Annotated in this window: 14 protein-coding genes; 6 read left to right on the top strand and 8 right to left on the bottom strand. The window is 67.7% G+C overall.

Annotated features, from left to right (window positions below; translation table 11 throughout):
• Nucleotides 1-7: 7 nt before the first annotated feature.
• The 3 genes from ACQPYM_RS16795 to ACQPYM_RS16805 all read right to left on the bottom strand — a co-directional run bounded on the left by ACQPYM_RS16795 (nucleotide 8) and on the right by ACQPYM_RS16805 (nucleotide 5,584).
• The gene (locus ACQPYM_RS16795) at nucleotides 8-1,495 is read right to left on the bottom strand and encodes a fibronectin type III domain-containing protein (protein ID WP_433021642.1); all 1,488 of its coding nucleotides are present in this window, start codon (nucleotides 1,493-1,495) and stop codon (nucleotides 8-10) included.
• Between the two features lie 197 nt (nucleotides 1,496-1,692).
• Nucleotides 1,693-3,216, bottom strand: a complete 1,524-nt coding sequence (locus ACQPYM_RS16800; RefSeq protein ID WP_433021644.1) for a fibronectin type III domain-containing protein — start codon at nucleotides 3,214-3,216, stop codon at nucleotides 1,693-1,695.
• 154 nt (nucleotides 3,217-3,370) lie between these two features.
• A complete protein-coding gene (locus ACQPYM_RS16805; RefSeq protein ID WP_433021646.1) occupies nucleotides 3,371-5,584 on the bottom strand; it encodes a LamG-like jellyroll fold domain-containing protein in 2,214 nt (737 codons plus the stop codon).
• 421 nt (nucleotides 5,585-6,005) lie between these two features.
• Between ACQPYM_RS16805 and ACQPYM_RS16810 the strand changes: the two genes are divergently transcribed.
• Nucleotides 6,006-7,652, top strand: a complete 1,647-nt coding sequence (locus ACQPYM_RS16810) for a Wzz/FepE/Etk N-terminal domain-containing protein (RefSeq protein WP_433021648.1) — start codon at nucleotides 6,006-6,008, stop codon at nucleotides 7,650-7,652.
• A 34-nt stretch (nucleotides 7,653-7,686) separates the two neighbouring features.
• Nucleotides 7,687-8,982, top strand: coding sequence for an O-antigen ligase family protein (locus ACQPYM_RS16815; RefSeq protein WP_433021650.1), 1,296 nt, complete (start codon nucleotides 7,687-7,689; stop codon nucleotides 8,980-8,982).
• Nucleotides 8,983-9,188: 206 nt separating this feature from the next.
• Here ACQPYM_RS16815 and ACQPYM_RS16820 read toward each other — a convergent pair whose 3' ends face one another.
• The gene (locus ACQPYM_RS16820) at nucleotides 9,189-10,328 is read right to left on the bottom strand and encodes a right-handed parallel beta-helix repeat-containing protein (RefSeq protein ID WP_433021652.1); all 1,140 of its coding nucleotides are present in this window, start codon (nucleotides 10,326-10,328) and stop codon (nucleotides 9,189-9,191) included.
• 716 nt (nucleotides 10,329-11,044) lie between these two features.
• Between ACQPYM_RS16820 and ACQPYM_RS16825 the strand changes: the two genes are divergently transcribed.
• Nucleotides 11,045-11,512, top strand: a complete 468-nt coding sequence (locus tag ACQPYM_RS16825; RefSeq protein ID WP_433021654.1) for a hypothetical protein — start codon at nucleotides 11,045-11,047, stop codon at nucleotides 11,510-11,512.
• Nucleotides 11,513-12,126: 614 nt separating this feature from the next.
• On the opposite strand, the gene uxaC is transcribed toward ACQPYM_RS16825, so the two are convergent.
• The gene (gene uxaC / locus ACQPYM_RS16830; protein WP_433021656.1) at nucleotides 12,127-13,533 is read right to left on the bottom strand and encodes a glucuronate isomerase; all 1,407 of its coding nucleotides are present in this window, start codon (nucleotides 13,531-13,533) and stop codon (nucleotides 12,127-12,129) included.
• 186 nt (nucleotides 13,534-13,719) lie between these two features.
• Between uxaC and ACQPYM_RS16835 the strand changes: the two genes are divergently transcribed.
• Together ACQPYM_RS16835 and ACQPYM_RS16840 are read left to right on the top strand one after the other, a co-directional pair.
• A complete protein-coding gene (locus ACQPYM_RS16835) occupies nucleotides 13,720-14,724 on the top strand; it encodes a LacI family DNA-binding transcriptional regulator (RefSeq protein ID WP_433021658.1) in 1,005 nt (334 codons plus the stop codon).
• 71 nt (nucleotides 14,725-14,795) lie between these two features.
• On the top strand, nucleotides 14,796-16,229 hold the full coding sequence (locus tag ACQPYM_RS16840; RefSeq protein WP_433021660.1) for a mannitol dehydrogenase family protein: 1,434 nt from the start codon (nucleotides 14,796-14,798) through the stop codon (nucleotides 16,227-16,229).
• Nucleotides 16,230-16,296: 67 nt separating this feature from the next.
• Here ACQPYM_RS16840 and ACQPYM_RS16845 read toward each other — a convergent pair whose 3' ends face one another.
• The 3 genes from ACQPYM_RS16845 to ACQPYM_RS16855 form a co-directional block, all read right to left on the bottom strand.
• Entirely contained in the window at nucleotides 16,297-17,037 is a 741-nt protein-coding gene (locus ACQPYM_RS16845) for a DinB family protein (RefSeq protein ID WP_433021662.1), read from the bottom strand.
• Nucleotides 17,038-17,755: 718 nt separating this feature from the next.
• Nucleotides 17,756-19,456, bottom strand: coding sequence for a right-handed parallel beta-helix repeat-containing protein (locus tag ACQPYM_RS16850; RefSeq protein WP_433021664.1), 1,701 nt, complete (start codon nucleotides 19,454-19,456; stop codon nucleotides 17,756-17,758).
• Between the two features lie 266 nt (nucleotides 19,457-19,722).
• Nucleotides 19,723-21,414, bottom strand: a complete 1,692-nt coding sequence (locus ACQPYM_RS16855) for a right-handed parallel beta-helix repeat-containing protein (protein ID WP_433023303.1) — start codon at nucleotides 21,412-21,414, stop codon at nucleotides 19,723-19,725.
• A 154-nt stretch (nucleotides 21,415-21,568) separates the two neighbouring features.
• Between ACQPYM_RS16855 and ACQPYM_RS16860 the strand changes: the two genes are divergently transcribed.
• Nucleotides 21,569-22,792 (top strand): glycosyltransferase, encoded by a 1,224-nt coding sequence (locus ACQPYM_RS16860; protein ID WP_433023305.1) that lies wholly within the window; start codon nucleotides 21,569-21,571, stop codon nucleotides 22,790-22,792.
• Nucleotides 22,793-22,887 lie beyond the last annotated feature (95 nt).

Below are 22,887 nucleotides of genomic sequence, written 5' to 3' on the forward strand. Positions count from 1 at the left end.
CTGTGGGCTACCGCACAGTGACAGTGGCGTAGCCGCCTCGTACTGCGTTGTTCCCGTCGTAGACCTCGATCCGGTACTGCTGCGACGTCCCGGACGGGGCAGTGGTGTCGGTCAGTGTCACCGTCGGGCGGCTCCAGAAGGTGGAGTTCGCCGTCGTGGTGGCCACCACCGTGTTGGTTCCGCCGCGGAGCAACCGGTAGGTCAGGGTGATGTCGTCGTTGTCCAGTGACGTCTGCACTGTGGCCCGCACCTGCCCGGTCGTAGGACTGGTCAGGGTCGGCAGGATCGGCCCCAGCGGCTTGGCGCCCGCACCCAGGTTGGTGAAGCGGGTCAGGCCCTGCTGGTTGACGCCGTTGACCCTGGTGAAGTCGCCACCCACCCACAGGTCGGCACCGCCGGTTGCCGAGACCAGCGGGCCCACCTCTGTGGGCGGTCCCGCATTGGTGTTCGGGAACCACGGGCCCAGGTTGCCGTTGGCCGGGTTCTGCAGCAGCAGGAAGTGAGCTCCCGTGCCGTCCGAGAAGGCTCCCGGGCAGCTGTGCGCGTGCGAGCCCTTGAAGAGCCAGCCGTTGACCATCGTGATCGCCTCGGTGGCACCCAGACAGTTGTTCTTCCACACCAGGCTTCCGGTGGCGATGTTGGCCGCCCAGGTGCCGTCGAAGCAGCCGCCACCGTCGCCGGCGTTGGCGAAGTACACGACCCCGCCGCTGGTCTCGATGTCCTTGACCCGTGAGACACACCGGCTGGTCGGCAGCGGGACCGCGGCCGCGGCCGCGAACGGCAGCAACGCGCCGGTCGAGTTGTTCACGCTCGCCACGGCCCAGCGGTTGGTGCTGCCGATCCTGGAGAAGTTGCCGCCCAGGTACACCTTGGAGTTGTCGTCGGCCGCGTCGATGGCGTAGACGTCGCCGTTGGCGTTCGGGTTCCACGGCAACAGACTGCCGTTGATCGTGCTGATCGCCGCCACGCGGTTCCGGGCGACGCCGTTGACCAGGCCGAACGAGCCGCCGAAGTACAGATTGCTGCCGCCGACGGCGAGGGTCTTGACCCGGTAGGAGACGCTCGGCTTGATGTTCGGCAGCAAGGCACCGGTGGTGGCGTCGAAGGCGGCGATCCGGTTCCGGACCTGGCCGTCGACGCGGGTGAAGTCACCGCCGACGTAGATCTTCGTACCGTCCGGCGAGGCGACGATCGACCACACCACGTTGTTCAGCGTGTGGTTGAAGCCGGTGTCGAGGGCGCCAGTGGTCTGGTTGAAGGCCGCCAGGTAGGTCCGGACCGTCTGGCTGGTGCCGGGCGCCGCGCCTGGTGGGCGGACCCGGGTGAACCGGCCCCCGACGAACGCCTTGCCCTTCGCCACCGCGAGACCGAGCACACTCGCGTCGGTCTGCCAGGCGGAGTTGGCCACCGCGGTCAGCGATGCTCCGGTACCGGGCGCCGGCAGTGCGGGCACGATCGCCAGTGCCAGGCCGGTCGCGGCAAGTGCAGCAGTCATCCTTCGTAGTCGCATGGTTGTTCCCCCCGATTCAGTGTGCTTCATAGTGCGCCCGGACCTGATCGGCGTCCAGTGCGACCGGGTAGACGGCCACCTCGTCGAGAGTGCCCTCGATTATCCCCACCTTCTTCACAACATCCCCCCTCAAGGATGTACTTCCGGGCCGCCTGGTGCGGCCGGAAGTCAGTCGGCCCGGCTCACCGGACCTTCACCGAGAACGCCGGGCCCTTCCTGAGGTTGCGCCCGTCGTGGATCTCGATGTGATAGCTGACCGTCTGGCCGCTCTTCACGCCCGTGTCGACGACCGTGATCGTCTTGCGCGGCTCCCAGAAGTACGTGGTCCGCTTCTGCGAACTGATGTTGGTCGCACCCCGGAACACGTTGTAGGTCAGCGTCAGGTTGTCCAGGTCGTAGCCGTCCTTGAAGCTCACCGAGACCTGGTTGGCCACCGTGCTGGACAGCGCGGGTGCCTTCGGTGTCGACGGCGCCGCGCCTCCCAGGGCGTTGGTGAACCGGGTCAGCCCCTGCTGGATCTTGCCGTTGACGTTCAGGAAGTCACCGCCGACCCAAAGGTCGTTGCCGCCGGACGCGAACGCCAACGGGCCGACCTGGGTGCTGCTGTTCGGGTCGGCGTCGGTGTTCGGGAACCACGGCCCGATCTTGCCGTCGATGCCGCTCTCCACCAGCAGGTAGTGGGTGCCGGTGCCCTCGGGGAAGGCGCCGCTGGAGCTGCAGTCGTGAGCGTGCGAGCCCTTGTAGACCCAGTTGCCGATCGCCTTGATCGCCTCGGTCGCGCCAAGGCACTTGTTCTGCCAGAGCAGCTGACCAGTGGTGGCATCAGCCGCCAGTACGCCGTCGTAGCAGCCGCGGCCGTCACCACCGTTGGCGACGAAGACCTTGTTGCCGAGCGTGTCGATGTCCTTGACCCGGGTGGTGCAGGTCGCGGTCGGCTTCGGGATGGCTGCCGCGGCGGGCATCGAGTAGGTGGCGCCGCTGGAGATGTTGACCATCGCCAGCGAGTAGTGGTCCTTGTTGTTGAGTCTGCTGAACGGGCCGCCGACGAACACCCGGCTGAGGTTGTCGGCCATGTCGATCGCGTACACGTCGTCGTTGGCGTTCGGGTTCCACGGCAGCAGGTCGCCGTAGATCAGCCGGACCGCGGCGAGCCGGTTGCGGCCGACGTTGTCGACCAGGCCGAACGAGCCGCCGAAGAAGACGGCGGCGTTGGAGATGGTGATCGCCCGGACCCGGCTGCTGACCGAGGGGTCCCAGGCCGCGACCATCCGGCCGGTGGACACGCTGAACATCGCGATCCGGTTGCGCTTGATGCCGTTGACGGTGGTGAAGTCACCGCCGATCACGACCCACTTGCCGTCCGGACTGGTCGCGATCGACCAGACAGCGCCGTTGAGCTTCGGTGCGAACCCGGTCGGCGCGCCCGTGGTGCGGTCGAAGGCGGCGATGTAGGTCCGGGCCATCTCGCCCTGACCGGCCGGCTTGCCAGGTTGCCGGATGCGGGTGAACAGCCCACCGGCGTACACGGTGTTACCCGCGACGGCGAGCGCGTTCACGCTGGAGTTGGTCTGCCACGACGGCTGCTTGATCGCGGACACGGCCGAGCCGAACCCGGCCGAGGCGGCCTCCACCGGTGCTCCGGAGGGGATCAGCGCCGCGCCGAGCACGGCGACAGCGGTCACAACTGCCAGAACTAGCTTCTTCATCAACGTCCTTAGGACTGGGCGGGGGAGATGGTGCCAGTAGCAGCCCGAAATCTAACGCCGGTGGGAGACCACCGGAACCCGGTCTCCCACCTGCGTTATGACTTTGTGCTATGGCAGCACGACCGTCCGCTCAGCGTGCGTTCGCGGCTGCCGGTCAGCCGGCGTTGTAGTGCGCAACCACCTGGTCCGCCGTGAGCGCGTAGGGATAGACCGCCGCCTCGTCCACGACCATGCCCGTCTGCGTCGCTCCGCCACCGGACCAGCTGTTGTTGTTGTCGTACCCGACCCGCCACCAGCCGTAGTACAGGGAGGCCTGTCCTACTGTCTGGCTGCCGGCCAGCACGCCGTCGACGTACAGCTTCATGACGCCGTTGTCGAAGGTTCCGACCGCGTGGTGCCAGGCGCTGTTGTTCTTGTTCGACGTGCTGTTCAGGGTCCGCTGGCTGCCGTCGTTGACGCCGAAGGTGACCGTACCGTTGGACCGCAGGTAGAGCATCCGGTCGTTCATGCTGCTGTTACCGGTCTTCGAGTTGCCGAAGCCGATGATCCGTCCGCCGCGGAAGATGCTCTGCTTGAACCAGGCCTCCACGGTGAACTGCTGCGGCATGCTGTAGCCCTTTTCGCCGGCCATCCGGCCGGTGCTCGAGCTGATCGTGGCCGCCGAGTTGCCGCTGACCTTGCCGGCCGAGCCCAGCGTCATACCGGTGAACGTGCCGTTGTTGCTCTGACCGGAGGCGTCCACCGAGGTGGTCGAACCGGCCGCCTCACCGAGCCGCCAGTAGGCCTGCGGGCCGTCGGCACTGACGAGCTTGTCGTACGCCGTACTCGCGGTGCTGGCCACCGTGATCGGGTCGGAGTAGTTGCCCCGGATCGTGGTGGTGCCGTCGGTCACCTCGACGCGGTAGTTGGTCACCTCGCCAGGAGTGACGGCGGTGTCGGTGTAGTGCAGCCAGGGCCGGTCCCACGGAGTGGAGGTGGCGGTCCAGGTCGCGATGGTGGTGTTGCTGAAGCCCCTCAGCAGCCGGTAGGTCAGCGTGCTGTCGTCGTTGTCCACGACCGTGGGGAAGTGGATCTGGACGGTGCCCGGCTGGACGGAGTACGGGAGCAGCTTGGCCGGCTTGGCCGGAGCGGCACCCGGGCCCGAGCTGGTGAACCGGGTCAGGCCCTGCTGGCCGGTGCCGTTGGTGGTGGTGAAGTCTCCACCGACCCACAGGTCCGTGCCGCCGGTCGCGAACGCCAGCGGGCCGACCTCGGTGGGCGGACCGGCGTTGGTGTTGGGGAACCAGGGGCCGATCTTGCCGTCGACCGGGTTCTCGGTGAGCAGGAAGCGGTAGCCGAAGCCCTGCGGGAAGGCGCCGGCGCCGTTGTAGGCGCAGTCGTGCGCGTGCGAACCCTTGTAGAGCCAGCCGTTGACGAACTTGACCGTCTCGGTCGCGCCCAGGCACTGGTTCTTCCACTTGAGCGTGTTGGTCGCGATGTCGACCGCCCAGGTGCCGTCGAAGCAGCCGGCGCCGTCACCGCCGTTGCCGAAGAAGACGGTGTCGCCGCTGGCGTCGATCGACTTGACCCGGGTGGTGCAGGAGCCGTTCGGCGGCGGGACCGCGGTGGCGCCCGGGAAGGGGAGTACCGCGCCGGTCACCGGGTCGAGGCTCGAGACGGTGTTCTGGTTGGTGCCGTTGACAGTGCTGAACTGGCCACCGGCGTAGGCCTTGGAGCCGTCGTCGGCGATGTCCACGGCGTACACGTCGCCGTTGGCGGAGGGGGCCCAGGGCAACAAGGTGCCGAGGTCGGCGGTGACCGCTGCGAGCCGGAGCCGGTCGATGCCGTTGACGAGTCCGAACGAGCCGCCGAAGTACACGGTCTCGCCGTCGCCGGACACGGCGATCGACTTGACCCGGTACGAGACCGAGGGCTTCCAGTTCGTCACCAGCGCGCCGGTGGCGGTGTCGAAGGCGGCGATCCGGTTGCGGGTCACGCCGTTGACGGTGGTGAAGTCACCGCCGACGAATATCCGCGAGCCGTCGGGCGACGCGGCCACGGCGTACACCTGGCCGTTGAGGACCGGGTTGAAGGAGGCAGCCAGCTCACCGGTGGTCGCGTCGAAGGCGGCCAGGTAGGCCTGGCTCACCTCGTTGGTGCCGAGCGGTGAGCCCGGCGGCCGGACGCTGGTGAACCGCCCACCGGCATAGGCTTTCCCGGCGGCCACTGCGAGACCCTGAACGCTCGCATTGGTCTGCCAGACCGGGCTGGCCTGCGCCGACAGCGAGGCCTCGATGCTCTGGGCCGGCGGTGCCAGCACCATCACCCCGGCCGCGGCCACCAGCGCGCCGGCCATTCCCAGGCGCGCGAAAAGCCATCTCTTCTTCATCCTGCGGTGTCCCCCCTCGGACAGGCGCCAGTCACGGCGCCCTACAAGTGATTCCCGTTGCGTGCTGATCCGTCGTCCCCCGAGGACAGAGTAGGCCACAGAAAATGAGCTTTGACCAGTCGGCAAACGGCTGGAATCGACGGCCGATCGACTCTCGTGACGGTGTGTGAACGTTACAGGCGATTGCAGCTTCAACTTCTTCGGTGTCACCCCGTGCGGGCGGGCGCTTTGGCGGGCGCGCGGGCAGGCGCGGGGCGGGTGGAGCGGGGTGGCGTGGGTCGCAGGACGGACCGTGACCTGGCTTCGGTGTCGGAGCCCTGCCGATGCCTATATCCTGACCCCGGCAAGGATCCGGTCACCCGGAGGGCGGCGCAATCCTGGTCCACGGAAAGCGCTGGCTGAGGAATCTCTTGGGGGACGGATGGAACCGGGCACTGTCGTCTGGCGGGACACCGCGCAGTCACTTCTGCGGCACAAATGGCTGATCATCGGCTGCATCCTGCTGGGGATCGGCGGCGCCGCGGTGTTCTCGCTGTCGCAGACCGAGCGCTGGACCGCGTCCAGCCAGGTGGTGATCGGCCCGGCCGTGCCGCCGGCTCTGGTCGGCGATCTGCCGACGGGTACCGACAAGACCGGCCCGCTGGGTCTTGACCTGCCGGCCGAGACCCAGGCCCGGGTGATGGCGAGCCCGGCGATCCTGCGTGAGGTCGCCAAGTTCCTGCAGATGCCGACGACGGACGACTCGGTCCAGGCGCTGGCCGGGGTGACCCGGGTCAAGGCGGTCACCGACAACGCCTACCTGATCACCATCGACGGCCCGACCGCCGACGAAGCGGTACGCCGGGCCAACGCGATCGCCCAGATCTACCTGGCCCAGCGCAGCCGTGAGGCCAAGGCCCTGCTGACCACGCTCGCCAGCCAGGCCAGCGACCGGGCCAAGACCGCGAACCAGCAGTCGAAGGCTCTCGCCGCCCAGATCAACGAAGTCCAGAAGGGTGGCGACAGCCAGGGCGCCAGTTCGTTGCGCGACCAGCGCGTCGGCCTGGCCACGGAGGCCCGGCAGGCCACCGACCAGGCAGCCGCGATGAACAAGGCCCTGTCGGGTGTGGGCGCGAGCAGCACACTCGTCACGCCCGCCACGAAGGACACGGCGTCGTCTTCGCCGCTGGTGTCGCGCGACATCACTGTCGGCGGGATCCTCGGGTTGGTGCTCGGCTTCGGTCTGGCACTGATCAGCACGCACCTGAGCCCGTTCGTCCTGACCCGCGACCAGGCCGCGCGCGCGGCCGCTTCGCCGGTGATTGCCGCCTCGATCGGAAACCGGCGTTTCCGGCTCGGCTTCCGCTGGCGCTTCTGGCTTCGTGCTTCGCCGCAGTTGCCGCCGTCAGAGATCACTGGGTTGGGGACAGAGGCGAGCGGCGCGCTTGCCCGTCGCGAGCTGAACCCGAAGGGGATCGGGGCCAGTGGCGCCGGTGCCCTGTTGGTTGTCTCTGCCTCACCCACTCGGAACTCTGCCGGCATCGCACTGGCCATGGCCGAGGCGAGTGCCCGCGACGGCCGCGAAACGTTGCTGGTGCTGGCAGATCTTCGCGGTACTCCGGTGCTGTCGCACGTGACCGACCACGAAGGCCTTACGGATCTCGTCAACGAGCCGGCCGCGACTCGCGCAGTACGGGCTCGGAAGTTGTTCCGTCCTGGCACGGTGGCTGACCTTTATGTCCTGCCTCCTGGGTTGAGCAATGACGAAGGCGCGCAGGCCGTTGCGCCTTCGCTCGTGCCTGGCGTTGTGGCCGATCTGCCCCCGGGGTACTCGGTGGTCATCCATGGTCCGGCCGCGGTGGGCGGGCACGGGATCACGCCGCTGGCTTCGGCCGTCGACGCATCGGTGCTGGTGGTCCAGGTCGGTCAGGACAAGGAGACGGACGTCACGCGGCTCACGGCTGCCTTGAGGTTCGCGGGCGCGCCGGTGCTGGGCGTAGTACTGATCGGCGCTTCGAAGCACGACGAGACGCTCGGTATCCCGCTGAACTTCGTTCCCGCCGAGACCGTCGCACCGCCGTTGCGCTGACTTGTGTTGATGGGGCTGCGTTGACGGTGATGGGATGACGCTGACGGCACCGCCGGTGCCGGGGACCACCAGCGAACCGGACAGGGGCAAGGCCACCTGGCTCTGGATGGCGATGTGGTGCCTGCTGGTGCTCGGCGTGCAGCCGTGGTCCGCGCGCGCCGCCGCGCCGCAGGGGGAGACGGGCTCGAACAACAGCCTGATGAAGGGCGTCCTGCTCGGGGCGATCTTCCTGGTCACGCTGGCAGCGACGAAGCCTGGCTTCCGCACCCGCGCGAGTCCCTCGACGACCCTGTACGTCGTCTACGCGATGTCCGCGACCGCCACGGCGTTCCTGCTCTCGGAACCGGGCGGCCCGCTGCTGCGGCTGGCCCGGTTGCTGATCGGGCTGCTGCTCCTGCTGATGCTCTGGCGACCGCTGATCCGGGTGCCGGAGCGGTTGCTGCGGGCCCATATGTTCGCGCACCTCGCGCTCGCGCTGACGGTCGTCCTGAGCGTCGTCTGGCGTCCCGAGGTGGCTTGGCGGCCGCTCAGTTCCTTTGGCACCGGGTATCGCCTGCAAGGCGTTCTCATCCCGATGCTGCCGCCCCGCGTCGGCGAGGTCGGCGCGATCCTGCTGGGGCTGGCGCTCATCGCGTTCGTCTACCGCAAGATCACCTTCATCCCCGCGAGCGCGATGATCGGCCTCGGGATCGTGCTGGTGGCGCTGAGCCGCACCCGCACCGCGGCTGCCGCGGTCGCCGTCGGGCTCGTGCTGGCGTTGTTCCTGACCCGCAAGACCTGGTTCGGCCGGATCGCGTCGATCTCGGCGCCGGCGCTGATGGGGCTGGCGTTTCTCGTCGTACCGTCGCTGCACAACTGGCTGCTGCGCGGCCAGGGCACCAAGCAGATCAGCTCACTGAGCGGCCGGACGACCAGCTGGCAGTACGTCCTGGACGAGGAGGTGTCACTCCAGACCGCGATCATCGGCCACGGCCTCGGCAACAAACGCGTCCTGCTACGTCGCGGCGAGGGCGACATCGACGTGATGGCCATCGACAACAGCTGGCTAAGCCTCTACTGGGAAACCGGCCTGTTAGCCGTAGCCATCGTAGGCATCGCCTTCATAGTCGCCTGGATCTCAGTCCTCCGAGCCCCCACCCCGTACATCAAAGCAGGCGGCGCCCTACTCCTCGGCTACGTAACGGTCGCCTCCCTCAACGAGAGCGGCCTCTCCGACCTAAGCTCCATGACCCTGCACCTCCTGGTAGCAGCCGCAGTCTGCGACGCCGACCGAGTAAGAGCCCAAGCCAACCCACCCCCACCCAAACCCCGCCCCACCCAATACATCTAGCCCCCCTGCGGCAACACATGCGCGGGGCGGCAGCCTCATCCGCACGACCCGCCACCAACTGTCAGCTCGCCGCGCGTCCGCCTTCACCACAACCGGCTTCCATCCGCCCTGCTAAGCGGATGGCCAGGGACGAAACATCTCAGCGGATGGAAGCTACCTCAGCCCTCCGCCGAATGATCACCAACTAGCGCCGCCCAGCCCGGCACTCAGCTACTGACACCGTCCTGGTCGAACCCAGCCGCCTGCCACTGGCTCCAAGTCATGGCCTTCCCCCGGTACGCAAACCGCTCCGCCGCCCGATCACCAATCCGGTAACTGTTCCGGCTGAACCGAACCGCCCCCTCCCGCGCCGGCGACTCCTTGTTCTCCACCACCCCGGTGCTCGCCGTCTGCTCGTCCATCACGACCTGGTTCGCCTCGATCACCACATCGCTCAGCACATACACCCCACGCGGCCCGTCCCCACGAGTCCGCGACTGCAGCGCAATCCCGTTCCGATTCCCGCGGATCAGATTGCCAACGACCCGCACCCCGGACGACGTGTTCACATTGATCCCGCCGCCGTCCCACAAACTCGGCCCCGATCCGCGCCCGGTACCAAACCCGTTGCCCTCAACAACGTTCTCCTCGATCACCGCCTGATAACTGATCTCGTACCGGATCCCGTCCGCAGCGTTGTCCCGGATCCGATTACCAACGATCCGACGGTCGTACTCCGCGATGTCGCTCCACATCCCGATCCCGCGGTTCGCCACGATGTCGTTCCCCGACACCTCACCCGACGACCGGGTCGACTTGATCCCACCCGACTCCCAGTCAGCGATCCAGAACCCGTCGGTGTTGTTCCGGGTGACCAGATTCCCAGTGATCTTCACATCGGCAGATTGGTACTGCCCAATGCCGAGCTGCCCGTTGTCCGCAACCGTATTTCCGCTGACCGTCGCCCGGTCGCCCTCGATCACCATGACGCCGACCGCATGGTTCCACCGGACCTCGTTGGCGACGACCTTCCAGCCAGTACCGACCTCGAGCGCGCCCCCTTGCGGAATGCTCGCGAAGTGCTCGATCGTCAGCCCGCTGATCGTGACGTCGTGGGCGGATTTCTCGATCGCCGTCCGCGTCCGCGACATCTCGACCGCCTTGCCCGTCGGATCGTCAGCAACATGAACGGCGTTGGCCTCGTAGTCGCCGTAGAACGTCCCAGGCTTCAACTGGTCAAGACTCATCACCCGCCTGAGGTGCTTGCCATCGACAAACAACTGCTCGGCGAGCTGGCACGGGTTCGTCTTCTCGTCCTCGCACTTCCCCTTCAACTTGTACGGCGCCGGCAACACCCCGTCCACCACCCAATGCCCACCCTCAGCCCGCCACCCAGCAAGCCGCACCGACCCGCTCAGCACCGCACCTTCACTACTACCCAACGTCGACCCATCTACGGGCCGAATCGCCCGACCAATCCGATGGACCCCCTTGCCAAAGCAGAACGTCTTGGCCGCCGGGTTGCCATCAATCACCTTCTGCGGATCAACCCCAACCGGAATCGCCACCCCAACACACTCGCCCGCCGTGGCGGGCCCGGTCGGCCCAAGCATCACCTTCGCCGCCGACGGAACAGCAGTCGGCACACCAACCGTCGGCTGACTAGGCGACCCCTGCGGTGGCGGTGCCGCCCCTTTGTCGTCGGCACACCCGGCCAACAAGAAGACGGCCAGCACAACACCACTCGCCGACGTGAACCCGCGTCCCATCAATTCCCCCACACAAAGCCGACCCCAAAGTTGCCCAACTATAGGTCAGCCCCCAGCCACCCCCACCGACGCTGCACATCCGGCGATCTGGCCCCGCGACTTCTCCCGCGCGCCCCGCCGCAAGCGCTGCACCTCCCGACTCCTCCGCCCAATCTCTCGCCGTCCCAACCCCGCCGAGCCCTTGCATGTCCGCTCCTCCAAACCCATGCAAGTCGGGCTACTCCAAACCCGTGGTCGGGTCCTCCAAGCCTGTGTAGGTCGGGGTCCTCCAAACCCTTGCAATCGGTACCGCCGTACAGCCTTACCGTCAAACCATGCCCACTCCCGACACCCCACCCGCCACCGAACTGACGCCCCGTCCTGCCACCGCACTGAGGCCCCGACCTGAACACCGCTTGCCATCCCACTCGCGCCTCGACCTGTCACCCCACCCGAACCCATCACCTGGGCGCCAACGTCCTGCACGTTGCCGACCGTCGAACAACCGCTCCGAGAAGCCGAGTTTCGACACCCTCTTCACCGAAGCCGTCACCACCATCAACCGCTCAACCCCAACCACCCTCGACCTAACCCTCACCTCCACCGCGGAACCCACCGCCCGAGACCTGACCACCCGCGAGGTGAGCTGCTGCAACTTCTTCACCTTCACCTACCATCCCGCCTTCAACAACACCCTCGTACTACGCATCGCCGTTCCGCAGAGCACCACCTACATCGCCATCCTGAACGCAGTAGAAGCCCGCGCCCGCCACCAATTGACCACCCGCCCCCCAGTGGCCTGACCCTCAGCACGACCCTCACCGGCAAAGCCCCCGAAGCCCCCGAAGGTGGACCGGACCGAGCCCGGACCTCCAAGCGCGGTCGCGGACCGACGTCGCGGTGTCGCGTGGATGGCGCAGCCGGCCGAGCTCGGGTCCTAGCCGGAGGGGCCCGAAGTACGCCGAGTGCTGGTACTGCCCGAGCTACGCCGAGTGCTCGTAGTGCCCGAGGTGGCTGACGTACGCGGAGTACCGGAGTACCGGAGTACGCCGAGTGCTCGAGTTGCCCGAGATACTAGGGATGCGCCGAGTGCTCGAAGGGCCCGAGGTGGCTGACGTACGCGGAGTACCGGAGTACCGGAGTACGCCGAGTGCTCGAGGTGCCCGAACTGCCCGAGGTGCCCGGGACATGCCGCGAGAAGTGCCACGGCCGCCGAATGCTGGCCCAGCCTCCAGGCCAGCAACCGAATGCCGCCGCCCTCCAGGCCATCAAACCGAACGCGGGCCTCCAGGCCATCAAACCGAGGCTGGAGTCCTCAGCCGTCGCGCTCAACCCGAGACCCGCGAGCGCACGTTTGATGGCGTGCAGGTCCGTTCAACCCGAGCCTGCCAGGCAGGAGAGTGCGCTCGGTGAAGCTTCAGCGGATGTACGTGTCCCGGGCGAGGTTGTAGGCCAGGTCCTGCGCCACCCGGAACGCGTCGTCCTCCTCCAGGCGGTGTTCGACGACGAGCTTGGCGAGGTAGCCGGCGTCGATGCGGCGGGCGAGGTCGTGCCGGGCTGGGATCGACAGGAACGCTCGGGTGTCGTCGACGAACCCAGAGGTGTTGTAGAACCCGGCAGTCTCCGTCACCAGTTCGCGGAACCTCCACATCCCGTCCGGGCTGTCCAGGAACCACCAGGGTGCACCCAGCCGCACGCCTGGGTAGACCCCGGCGATCGGCGCGAGCTCCCGCGAGTACGTCGTCTCGTCGACGGTGAACAGCACCATCCGAAAACCATCAACGTGACCGAATCTCTCCAGCACTGGCCGCAACGACCGAGTGAACTCCGTCGCCACCGGAATGTCATGCCCCTGGTCAGGCCCATACGTCGCGTGGATCTCCGGGTGGTGATCCCGCAGTACCCCGGGGTGCAGTTGCATCACCAGCCCGTCCTCGGCGGACATCGCCGCCATCTGGAACAGCATGTGCCCGGCGAACGCAGCCGCGTCGTCCGCCGTCACCTCACCCCGCAACGCGGCTTCGTAGATCCGCGTAGCGGCGCCATCGTCGAGCGGAATCGCCGCCGCGGTCAGGTGCCCGTGGTCCGTCGCCAGCGCGCCGGCCGCGATGAAAGCCTGCCGTCTTTGCCGGAGCGCCTCCAGATAGCCCGCGTACGACGAGGTGTCCACGTCAGCCCGTGCGCCAAGCTCCCGGACCAATTCGCGCCAGTCCGGTCGGTCGAGATGGACGACGGCGTCCGGCCGGAAAGTGGGAATGACCCGCCCAGGCAGGTCGGTCGCCAGTTTCGCGTGCTGCGCCAGGTCGTCGGTCGCCGCGTCGGTGGTAGAGATGACCTCGATGCCGAACCGGTCGAGGAGCGCGCGCGGCCGGAACTCCGGCTCGGCCAGCCGGGCCGAGATCTCGTCGTACAGCTGGTCGGCGGTCTCTTCGGAGGGCGCCACCTCGAGGCCGAGCACCTCGGCGAATTCGTGCTCCAGCCAGTACCGGCTCGGGGTTCCGAGGAACAGGTGCCAGCGCGAGCAGAACTCCCGCCAGATGTCGCGTGGCTCCGCGGTCCGCACGCCGTCGCGGCGTGGGAGTCCGAGCCGGTCGGGGGAGACGCCCTGGGAGACCAGCATGCGGGTGACGTAGTGGTCCGGCACCACGAGTAGATCGGCGGGGTTACCGAAGGCCTCGTCGGTCGCGAACAGCCCGGCGTCGACGTGCCCGTGGAAACAGAGCAACGGCAGATCCCGGGTGGACCCGTGGATCCGGCGAGCCACCTCGCGCGCCTCGCCGGCGGGCAGGGCACGGTCCGGATGGGGCTGCAGAGCCTTCGGCATGATTCCTCCGTATGGGTCGGCTGCAACGACTGCTGAAAAGGATTGCAGTCATCACGCCAACACGCAAGTCCAGTAAATAAAGGAAGGCAGTCGCTCATTCCTGCATCGCGCTGCGGCAACTTGACACAGTGATGCAACCGATTGCAGACTCGATCCAGCACCCGATTCGACGGCAGGAGGTGGGGGATGCCAGCGACGATCCGCGATGTCGCCCGCCTGGCCGGGGTATCGCCCTCGACGGTGTCCCGCGCGCTGTCCTTGCCCGATGTCGTGAACGCCGCGACCAGGGCCCGAGTCCAGGCAGCGGCGGACCAGCTGGGGTACGCGCCCAACAGGGCCGCCCGCGGTCTGATCACGGGCCGGACCGGCAACATCGGCCTAGTTGTGCCAGACATGGCCAACCCGTTCTTTCCCAGTGTCGTGAAGGGCGTCCAGGCGCGGGCGAGGATGCACGACGTGGCGGTCTTCCTCGCCGACACCGACGAGGACGTCGCCTCCGAGGTCAGCCTGGTGAATGCGTTGGCCAAACAAGTCGACGGCATGATTCTCTGCTCACCGCGATCCAGCGATGAGGAGCTGGGCGCTATAGCGGCGGAGTCGAACGTCGTACTGGTGAACCGGCTGGTCGAGGGCGTGCCTGCGGTCACCTTCGACAACGAGGGCGGGATGCGGCAGGCGATCGCTCACCTCGTCGCGCTCGGCCACCGCAAGATCGCCTGGGTCGGCGGACCGATGAGCTCCTGGTCCGGCGCCCACCGCAACATCGGCCTGTTCGCCGCGGCTCGCGACCACGGCGCCGAACTGACCGACGTCGGCCACTTCGCTCCCACCTATGAGGGCGGGATGGCGGCCGCCGACCAAGCGGTAGCCACTGGCGCGACCGCCGTGGTGGCCTACAACGACCTTGTCGCGATCGGGCTGCTGGCCCGCTTGCACGCAAGGGGAATCTCGGTGCCCGGCGACGTGAGCGTGGTCGGAATCGACGACATCGCCATGGCCGCGATGGCTCGCCCCGCGCTGACCACGGTGCGGCTGCCCAAACAGAAGTCGGGAGAGATCGCGGTCGAGTTGCTGCTCGCCATGATCGACGACCCCGATCCGGACACGATCATCGGCACCCGCGGCACGCTGCAGGGCGAACTGATGGTCCGAGACTCCACCGGCGTGGCCTCCTCCCCGGCCAACCCCTGATCGAGAGGAGCACCGATGCGCCCCGACCAACTGACCACCGCGGCCGCCAATGGAGCAGCGGAGGTAGCGGCATGACCGAACGACTGAGTCTGGCGAGTATTCCCGCCGGGCATCGGCCCGGGGTCGATCCACGAGGGCTGTCCGTCGGGATCGTCCATCTCGGGCTGGGTGCCTTTCACCGTGCGCACCAAGCGGTTTTCACCGAGCAGGCAGCGATCCTCACCGGCGACACGCGCTGGGGGATCTGCGGCATCAGCCAGCGCTCATCGACGGTCCGCGACCAACTCGCTCCCCAGGACGGCCTGTACTCCGTACTGACGCGTGGCCAAGGCGACCCGGGTGTCCGGGTGATCGGGAGTATTCGTGATGTCCTGACGGCACCTGAGGACCCACAGGCCGTGGTCGACCGGGTCGCCGACCCAGCAGTCTCGGTCGTGACGCTGACCGTGACCGAGAAGGGCTACCGGGCCGCGGCGCAAGGTGGTCTCGATCTGACCGACCCAGAGATTCAGGCGGACCTCGCCGGACGCCCGCCCAGGACCGTCGTTGGCCAGTTGGCGGCGGGGCTTGCGAAGCGCGCCGCCATCGGTGCTGGGCCCTTCACGGTGCTCTCGTGTGACAACTTGGTGGCCAACGGCCACTATCTCCGCCGACTGGTGGAGGACTACGCCGCCGAGTTGCCCCATGCCAAGGCGCTGCACGAGCAGTTGGAGGTGGTCCGCTTCCCCGCCAGCATGGTCGATCGGATCGTGCCGGCGACCACCGATGCCGATCGCGACGAGACCGCGGTGCTGCTCGGCGTACGGGATGAGGCTGTGGTTGTCGCGGAGCCGTTCCTGCAGTGGGTGATCGAGGACGACTTCGCCGGTCCGCGTCCGGACTGGGAGAAGGCTGGCGCGATCCTGACCGACGACGTCGAGCCCTGGGAACAGGCGAAGCTGCGGATGCTCAACGCGACGCACTCGATGCTCGCGTACCTTGGTGCTTTGCGTGGCTACGAGACCATCGCCGAAGCAGTCCGCGACGAGAAACTGGCCGGGCTGGCCACGGAGCTGATGACCTCCGACGTGATCCCAACCCTCACGCCGCCGGTCGGGCTGGACCTGACGGCGTACGGGCAGAGTGTGCTGGAGCGCTTTGCGAACCCTGCCTTGAAGCACCGTACGGCGCAGGTCGCGATGGACGGCTCGGTGAAGCTGCCCGTCCGCCTTCTCGGGACAGTCCGCGACCGCCTGGCAGCCAACGCCGAGCCCCGCCTCGCGGCACTCGCGGTCGCCGCATGGATGGTCTACGTCGCCAGGGGAACAGACGCCAACGGCAAGCCTCTCTCCCTAGACGACCCCCAAGCCACCAAGCTCCGCTCGGCCCTCGACGGCGCCGGCACTAACCCAGCCGCCATCGTCAACGCCCTACTGAACGTCGATTCCGTCTTCGGCCCAGACCTCCCCGCAAACCAAACCTTCCGAGCCCTCCTAACCGACCACGTAACCACCCTCACCCACTAAGCCAACTCCGCCCGAGCAGGCGGTCGCCCCGTTCTCGCCAAGGCCGGACAGGCGGGCGGGTGAGGGGTCAAAGCCTGCTGAGGTCGCGGGTGGCGTAGCGGTGGTGTTCCCATTCCTCTTCGAGGATGGTGTGTAGGCAGGACAGGACTGTTTCGGGGTGTTGGGGTGCCCAGGGGTTGGGGCGGGTGGAGGCGAGGTCGTCCTCGGTGACGTCCGCCAAGTAGTCGCGGACCATCGCTATGCGTTCGGCGCGTACCGCGAGTACTTCGTCGTATCGCGGCTGGGTGGCGGAGAACACGGTCATGTCGTTGCCGTCGGTCTCGTACTCGATGTTGGGCTGGCCGATCGGATGGTAGGGCTGGTCGAGTCCCTTGATCGCGCGGCCGAGCCAGGTGTCGGTGGCCATCACCAGGTGGCGCAGGGTTTGCGCGAAGGACCACTCGCCGTCGACTGACCGGTCGGGGGTGCCGGCTGGCATCGCGCGGACTCGATCCAGCGTGGCGGACCAGGTTTTCTCCAGGGCGGCCCAGGCGTCTTGCAGCCCTTCGGGCGTCGCGGCTTTGCGTTGGGATCGGCCGGGGAAGCGCCGATCGAGTTCTGCGTCGACCAGTGGGACGACGTTCACACCGTTCACCAGAAGGACATTGCCTGGCTCGAGGAGCCACGGAGCGTCGATGTCCGCGCCGTTGATCTCGACCGCCCGCATCACGGCCTCGCTGAGGTCGGAACGGGTGAACCGGGCCCCGCGCGCATTCACGTCGACGAACTCTGCACCTTCGAGGTCGTCGGCCTGCGTGAAACTCGTCATGACGGGCATGCTCGCATCTGCCGGTGTGCCGGCGAAAGCGGATGACCGGACACTGTCAGCAGCAAGTTCTGCTTGGATCGGCCCGGCGACTGGCGGTTCGACGTGCTCCAGCCGGGCGGCTGACGGTTCGCGCGCTCGGCCCAGCGGCTCCGGCCCGGCGGCTGGCGGTTCGGCGCGCCGGCCTGGTTGCAGCTTTGACGTTCGGCCCTCACGAGTCAGTTCGGCGGCGGGGTAAGCCCAGATGGAGGGCGGCCGTCGCGAGATGCTGCTCGCGGCGGCCGCCTGCTGGGGGATCCCCGGGTGGGGGCCCGGTCCGGATGCTGGTGGACCGGGACGCCCGGGTGGGGCGAGGTTGGGCGGCCGGGACGCCTGGGTGGGGCGAGGTTGGCGGGCCGGACCTCCGGGTGAGGCGATGCAGGTGGAGCAGGCCAGCTTGGGGGATGCCGGGTCGTCCCGGTCCGGCGATGCTGGTGGATCAAGCCAGCTGGGGGCTGGGTGGGGGCCCGGTCCGGCGGTGCTGGTGGGACCAAGCCAGCTGGGTGTGGTCGGGTTGGGGGGCCAGGCCAGCTGGGTGGGGTGGGGGCTGGTGGGAGCAAGCGAGCTGGGTGTGGTGGGTGTTGGTGGGACCAGGCTGGCTGGGTGTGGTCGGTTGGTAGGGGCAGGCCGGCTGGGTGTGGTGGGGTTGGTGGGGGCAGGCCAGCTTGGGGTGGTGGGGTGGTTAGCCGGTGGTGAAGTTGCTGCCGGTGTCTAGGCCTGCGGCTTGCCATTCGGTGGCGCTGAACCATTGGCCGAATTTTTGGAAGCGGTCGGCGCTCAGGCTGTCGAGTACGTAGCTGTTGTCCTTCAGCACGACCTCGCCGGACGGGATCGCGGCGCCGGAGTTCTGCACCATGCCGGTTGACGTGGTGCCGCCGCGCATCGTCACCTTGTTGCCGGTGACGATCACGTCGCGGAGTACGTTCAGGCCCCACGGGCCGTTGCCGCGGGTGCGGGACTGGATCGAGATGCCGTTCACGTTGCCGGACAGCACGTTGTTGCGGACCGTCACGTTCGTCGACGTGTTCACGTTGATCCCGCCGCCGTCCCACAGCGACCGGCCGGAGCCGCGGCCGGTCCCCAGCCCGTTGCCGGTGATGACGTTGTCCTCGATGACGCCGTTGCGGCCGATCTCGTAGCGGATGCCGTCGGCGGCGTTGTCGACGATCCGGTTGTCCCGGAACACCCGGCCGTCGTCGTACGCGTCGCTCCAGAGCCCGACGCCGCGGTTCTGCTTGATCAGGTTGCCCGCGACCGTGCCGTTGGTGGACCAGGTGGTCTTGATCCCGCCGGACTCCCAGTCGGCGATCCAGAAGCCGTCGGTGTTGTTGTTGCTGACCTGGTTGCCGACGATCTTGCCGTTGGTGGTGCTGTACTGGCCGACGCCGAGCTGGCCGTTGTGCTGGATCAGGTTCTTGTCCAGGGTCGCGCCGTCGGCGTTGACGAGCATCGCGCCGACCGCGTGGTTCCAGCGGATGTCGTTGGCGAACACCCGCCAGCCGGTGCCGAGCACCACTGCGCCGGCCTGGGGCGCGCTCGCGAAGTGTTCGACCGTCAGCCCGTGGACGGCCACGTTGGCGCCGCCCGGCTCGATCGCGGTCTTCGTCTTGGACATCTCCACCGACCTGCCCTGCGGGTTGTCGCCCAGGTAGATCGCGTTGCCGGCGTAGTCGGCGTAGAAGGTGCCAGGGGCAACCTTGTCGCGGGTCTTCACCCGCTGCAGGTGCTTGCCGTTCAGGAAGACCTGCTCGCGCAGGTAGCAGATGTTAGCGACGTTGTCCTCACACTGCCCGGTCATCCCGTACGCCGGTGGCAGCGCGCCGCGGGTGACCCAGTCGCCGTTGTCAGCGGTCCAACTGGTCAGCGGGACCGAGCCGGTCAGTACTGCGCCCTCGTCACTGCCCAGGGTCGAGTTCGCCTTCGGACGCAACGGGCGGTCGATCCGGTGCAGGCCGGCCGCGAAGCAGAACGTCGTACCGGTCGCGGCCTTGTCGATCACGTCGGCCGCGTTCTGGTCGGTCGTGATCGTGGTGCCGTTGCAGGCCGGTGCCAGCGTCGGGCCGGCCGGGAAGCTGCCCGGCGGGAGCGGGGGCAGGGTCGGCTTCGGCGAGGCCGTCGGGGTTGGCGTCGGCGTGGGCGTGGGCGTAGCGGTGGGCGTCGGCTTCGGGGAAACCGTGGGCGAAAAAGTGGGCGTAGGGGCGGGCGTGCTGGGCACACTGACCGTCGGGGCAGTCGGGGTGCTCGGGGCGGGAGTGGGGCGCGGCCAGGGTTTGCGCGGGTGCTCACCCGGCAGGATGCCGGACTTGTCCTGGCCGAAGGCCGAGGCGCTGTTGATGCGCGACCCGGCCACGATCCCCGTCACGGCGACCGCACCGGCTGCCATGACGCAGATGATGGTCACTGATCTTTTCACTGACGACCCTCCGGGGGTAGGGACTTCATTTCTGCACCCCCCTGGTGCGGCCTTCTCCGGAAGACTACTACGTCAGGTAGTCGTGGCAATACGCAATGTCGTTGCGTCGGCCAACAATTCTCCCGGATCGGTTGCCCCAGGCATGTTTGTAGTTGCCGGGTGCATCAATTGCGCTCTGTTATCGACGTTGCGCTGCGTGATGCAAGACCTGGGCATCGGGCCTGCGTGACCAAGACTCAGCTGGTGAGGAAACTTCCGGTGGTGTCGAGACCGGCACTGCGCCAGCCGACGGCGTTCAGCTTGGTGCCGAATTTCGCGAACCGCTGGGCGGCCAGCTTGTCCAGCAGGTAACGGTTGCCGCTGAAGGTCAGCTGCCCGGCCGGTACCTCGGCGCCGGAGTTCTGCACCATGCCGGTCGACTGGGTACCGCCGGTCATCCCGATCGTGTTGCCGGTGACGCGCACGTTGCGGAGCAGGTAGCGGCCCCACGGTCCGTCGCCCCGGGTGCGGGACTGGATCGAGATGCCGTTGACGTTGCCGGACACGGTGTTGTTCCGGATCGTCACGTTCACCGAGGTGTTGACATTGATGCCGCCGCCGTCCCACAGCGACGTACCGGAACCGCGGCCGGTACCGAAGCCGTTGCCGGTGATCGTGTTGTTCTCGATCACCCCGTTGCGGCTGATCTCGAACCGGATCCCGTCGGCGGCGTTGCCGGTGATCTTGTTGGAGCTGATCACCCGGCCGTCGTCGGCGACGTCGGCCCACAGCCCGACGCCCTTGTTGGCGCGGATCAGGTTGCCGCTGACGGTGCCCGACGAGCGGGTCGACTTCATCCCGCCCGACTCCCAGTCGGCGATCCAGAAGCCGTCGGTGTTGTTGGAGGTGATCACGTTGCGGGTGACGTTCGCCTTGAGTGAGTTGTACTGCCCGAGGCCGAGCTGGCCGTTGTGGTGCACCAGGTTGCGGTCGATCCGGGCGTTGTTCGCCTTCACCAGCATCAGGCCGACCGACTTGTTCCAGCGCACCTCGTTGGCCTTGACGGTCCAGCCGGGGCCGGAGACCAGCGCGCCGGCCTGGGGCGGGCTGGCGAAGTGCTCGATGGTCAGGCCGCGGACAGTCACGCCAAGCTGGTTGGACTGGATCGCGGTCGCGGTCTTCGCCATCTCGACCGCGCGCCCGGCCGGGTTGCTGCCGAGGTAGATCGCGTTGGCCGCATAGTCGGCGTAGAACGTACCGGCCTTGACCGCGGCGAGGGAGGCGACCCGGGTCAGGTGGGTGCCGTCGAGATAGACCTGCTCACGCAGGTGGCAGATATTCGCCTTGTCGTCCTCGCACTGCCCACTCTTCCCGTACGCCGCCGGCAACGCGCCGCGGCTGACCCAGCGGGTGCCCGACTTGGCCCAGCTGGTGAGCGGCACCGAGCCGGTCAGGACCGCGCGGGCCGAGCTGGCGATCGTCATGTTCGCCTTCGGCCGGATGGTCTGGCTGATCCGGTGCAGACCCGCGGCGAAGCAGAGGGTCGAACCGGCGGGCTGGGAGTTGACCACGGCCTGGGCGTTCTGGCCGGGCTTGATCACCACCCCGCTACACGAGCCGGCGACCGCGGGCCCGGCTGCGGTTTCGTCGATGGACGGCTCCGGCTTGGTCGGCGGAGCGGTGGCGGTCGGCTCCGTCGTGGTGGGAGCACTGGTGGGCTTGCCGCTCGGAACAGGCTTCGTCGACGGGGCAACTGTCGGAGGCTTGCTCGAAACGGTGCCAGGGACCTTGGTCGGCTTGGCGGTCGGTTTCGCGGTCGGGAGTTTCGAGGGGAGGACCGCGGGGCCGTCCGGGCCGTTCTGAACTGTGTCGCGTGACTTATCGGCGGATGCCGCGTTCTTTTGATGAGAGATGACGGGGTAGGCGACTGTAACGCCGGCCACCACCATGGCGATAAGGGCAACGAACAACACCCTTCTCGGACCAAACCTGCTCAAAGCACCCTCCGGGTGTCACGGCGCGCGGTCATTCATCCCCAGGTGCGGCCAGTCATGTACCAGTTGTCACCACCGCGAGACTTAAGGTGGTGCCATGCGGGTCGCCATGTTGCACAACCGTTATCGTTCGGGTCAACCCAGTGGCGAAAACACCGTCGTCGATCAAACGGCTGAACTTTTGCGTAGCTCAGGACATGTCGTCGACTTGTACGCACAGCACAGCGACGACATTGCGCACATGAGCCGAAAGCGTCGCGCACTGTTACCGTTCCGCTCCATCTGGTCATTTTCCGATGAACGCGATTTAACATTCCGATTGCAGTCGGCGCGTCCGGACATCGTGCACGTGCACAACACCTTCCCGCTTTTCAGCCCGTCGGTACTCCGGGCCGCCGCGCGCCAGGACCTCCCGGTCGTCGCCACCCTCCACAACTTCCGGCTGATGTGTGCCAACGGAGTGCTGCAGCGTGCCGGCGGCCCGTGCGAGTCCTGCGTCGGGCGGATTCCGTGGCGTGGTGCTGTCCACGGCTGCTACCGCGACTCCAAGGTGCAGAGCCTCCCGCTGGTCGCCGGCATCACCGTGCACAACGCGCTCCACACCTGGCAGCGCCACGTCACCACACTGATCGCGCCGTCGGAGTTCGTCCGCTCCCGGTACGTCGCCGCCGGGTTCGACGCCGACCAGATCGTCGTGAAGCCACACGCTGTCGCCCACTCGGGCGCAGTACGGGAAGGCGCGGGGGAGGCTGTTGTCTTTCTCGGGCGGCTGACCGAGGAGAAGGGCTTCGCGGATCTCCTCGAAGCCTGGGATGCGTCGCTAGGGCAGCTCGTCGTGGTGGGGGACGGGCCGTTGCGCGCCGACGCGGACGAGCGGGCCCGGCGGGACTCTTCGGTCAAGGTGCTCGGAGGGTTGCCGTGGGCCGAGTGCATGGAGGTACTACGGTCCGCCCGCGCCGTCGTCGTACCGGCGCGGGCCTATGAGACTTTCGGACTGGTGGTGATCGAGGCGTTCGCGCACGGAGTACCGGTGATCGCGTCCAGGATCGGGGCGCTGGCGGAGCTGGTCGACGACGGCGAAACGGGCGCACTGGTCGTTCCGGGCGACACCGAGACGCTCCGAAAGGCCCTCGGGTTGCTAACCGAGCGTGCAACTTCGGTAACCTTCGGCCAACGAGCACGTCAGGTGTATCTCGACCGCTTCACTCCGGAGCGCGACTTGGCGGCCACGGAGAGGATCTACGCTAATGCGATCGCCCGGCACGCGGCCGACCCACGGACAGGCCCGCGGACCGGTCGTCGCAGCTCGGCACGCGGTGAGCCGAGTAGCTAGGGCGCGAGCCGTCTCCCGGTGTATGGTCAGCGCTGACGTGGGGGGTCACGTCGGTCGCTGGTGGGGCCCGGTTGTCGGGATGTTCACCAGAAGTT

It is taken from the genome of Kribbella sp. CA-294648 (genome assembly GCF_050943845.1).
In the GTDB taxonomy this organism is placed as follows: Bacteria; Actinomycetota; Actinomycetes; order Propionibacteriales; family Kribbellaceae; genus Kribbella.

Excerpts from the sequence above, each read along its gene's own strand:
- ACQPYM_RS16795 (WP_433021642.1), bottom strand. The coding sequence starts at position 1,495 with ATGACTGCTGCACTTGCCGCGACCGGCCTGGCACTGGCGATCGTGCCC.
- ACQPYM_RS16800 (WP_433021644.1), bottom strand. The coding sequence starts at position 3,216 with ATGAAGAAGCTAGTTCTGGCAGTTGTGACCGCTGTCGCCGTGCTCGGC.
- ACQPYM_RS16805 (WP_433021646.1), bottom strand. The coding sequence starts at position 5,584 with ATGAAGAAGAGATGGCTTTTCGCGCGCCTGGGAATGGCCGGCGCGCTG.
- ACQPYM_RS16810 (WP_433021648.1), top strand. The coding sequence starts at position 6,006 with ATGGAACCGGGCACTGTCGTCTGGCGGGACACCGCGCAGTCACTTCTG.
- ACQPYM_RS16815 (WP_433021650.1), top strand. The coding sequence starts at position 7,687 with ATGACGCTGACGGCACCGCCGGTGCCGGGGACCACCAGCGAACCGGAC.
- ACQPYM_RS16825 (WP_433021654.1), top strand. The coding sequence starts at position 11,045 with ATGCCCACTCCCGACACCCCACCCGCCACCGAACTGACGCCCCGTCCT.
- uxaC (WP_433021656.1), bottom strand. The coding sequence starts at position 13,533 with ATGCCGAAGGCTCTGCAGCCCCATCCGGACCGTGCCCTGCCCGCCGGC.
- ACQPYM_RS16835 (WP_433021658.1), top strand. The coding sequence starts at position 13,720 with ATGCCAGCGACGATCCGCGATGTCGCCCGCCTGGCCGGGGTATCGCCC.
- ACQPYM_RS16840 (WP_433021660.1), top strand. The coding sequence starts at position 14,796 with ATGACCGAACGACTGAGTCTGGCGAGTATTCCCGCCGGGCATCGGCCC.
- ACQPYM_RS16845 (WP_433021662.1), bottom strand. The coding sequence starts at position 17,037 with ATGACGAGTTTCACGCAGGCCGACGACCTCGAAGGTGCAGAGTTCGTC.
- ACQPYM_RS16850 (WP_433021664.1), bottom strand. The coding sequence starts at position 19,456 with ATGGCAGCCGGTGCGGTCGCCGTGACGGGGATCGTGGCCGGGTCGCGC.
- ACQPYM_RS16855 (WP_433023303.1), bottom strand. The coding sequence starts at position 21,414 with ATGGTGGTGGCCGGCGTTACAGTCGCCTACCCCGTCATCTCTCATCAA.
- ACQPYM_RS16860 (WP_433023305.1), top strand. The coding sequence starts at position 21,569 with ATGTTGCACAACCGTTATCGTTCGGGTCAACCCAGTGGCGAAAACACC.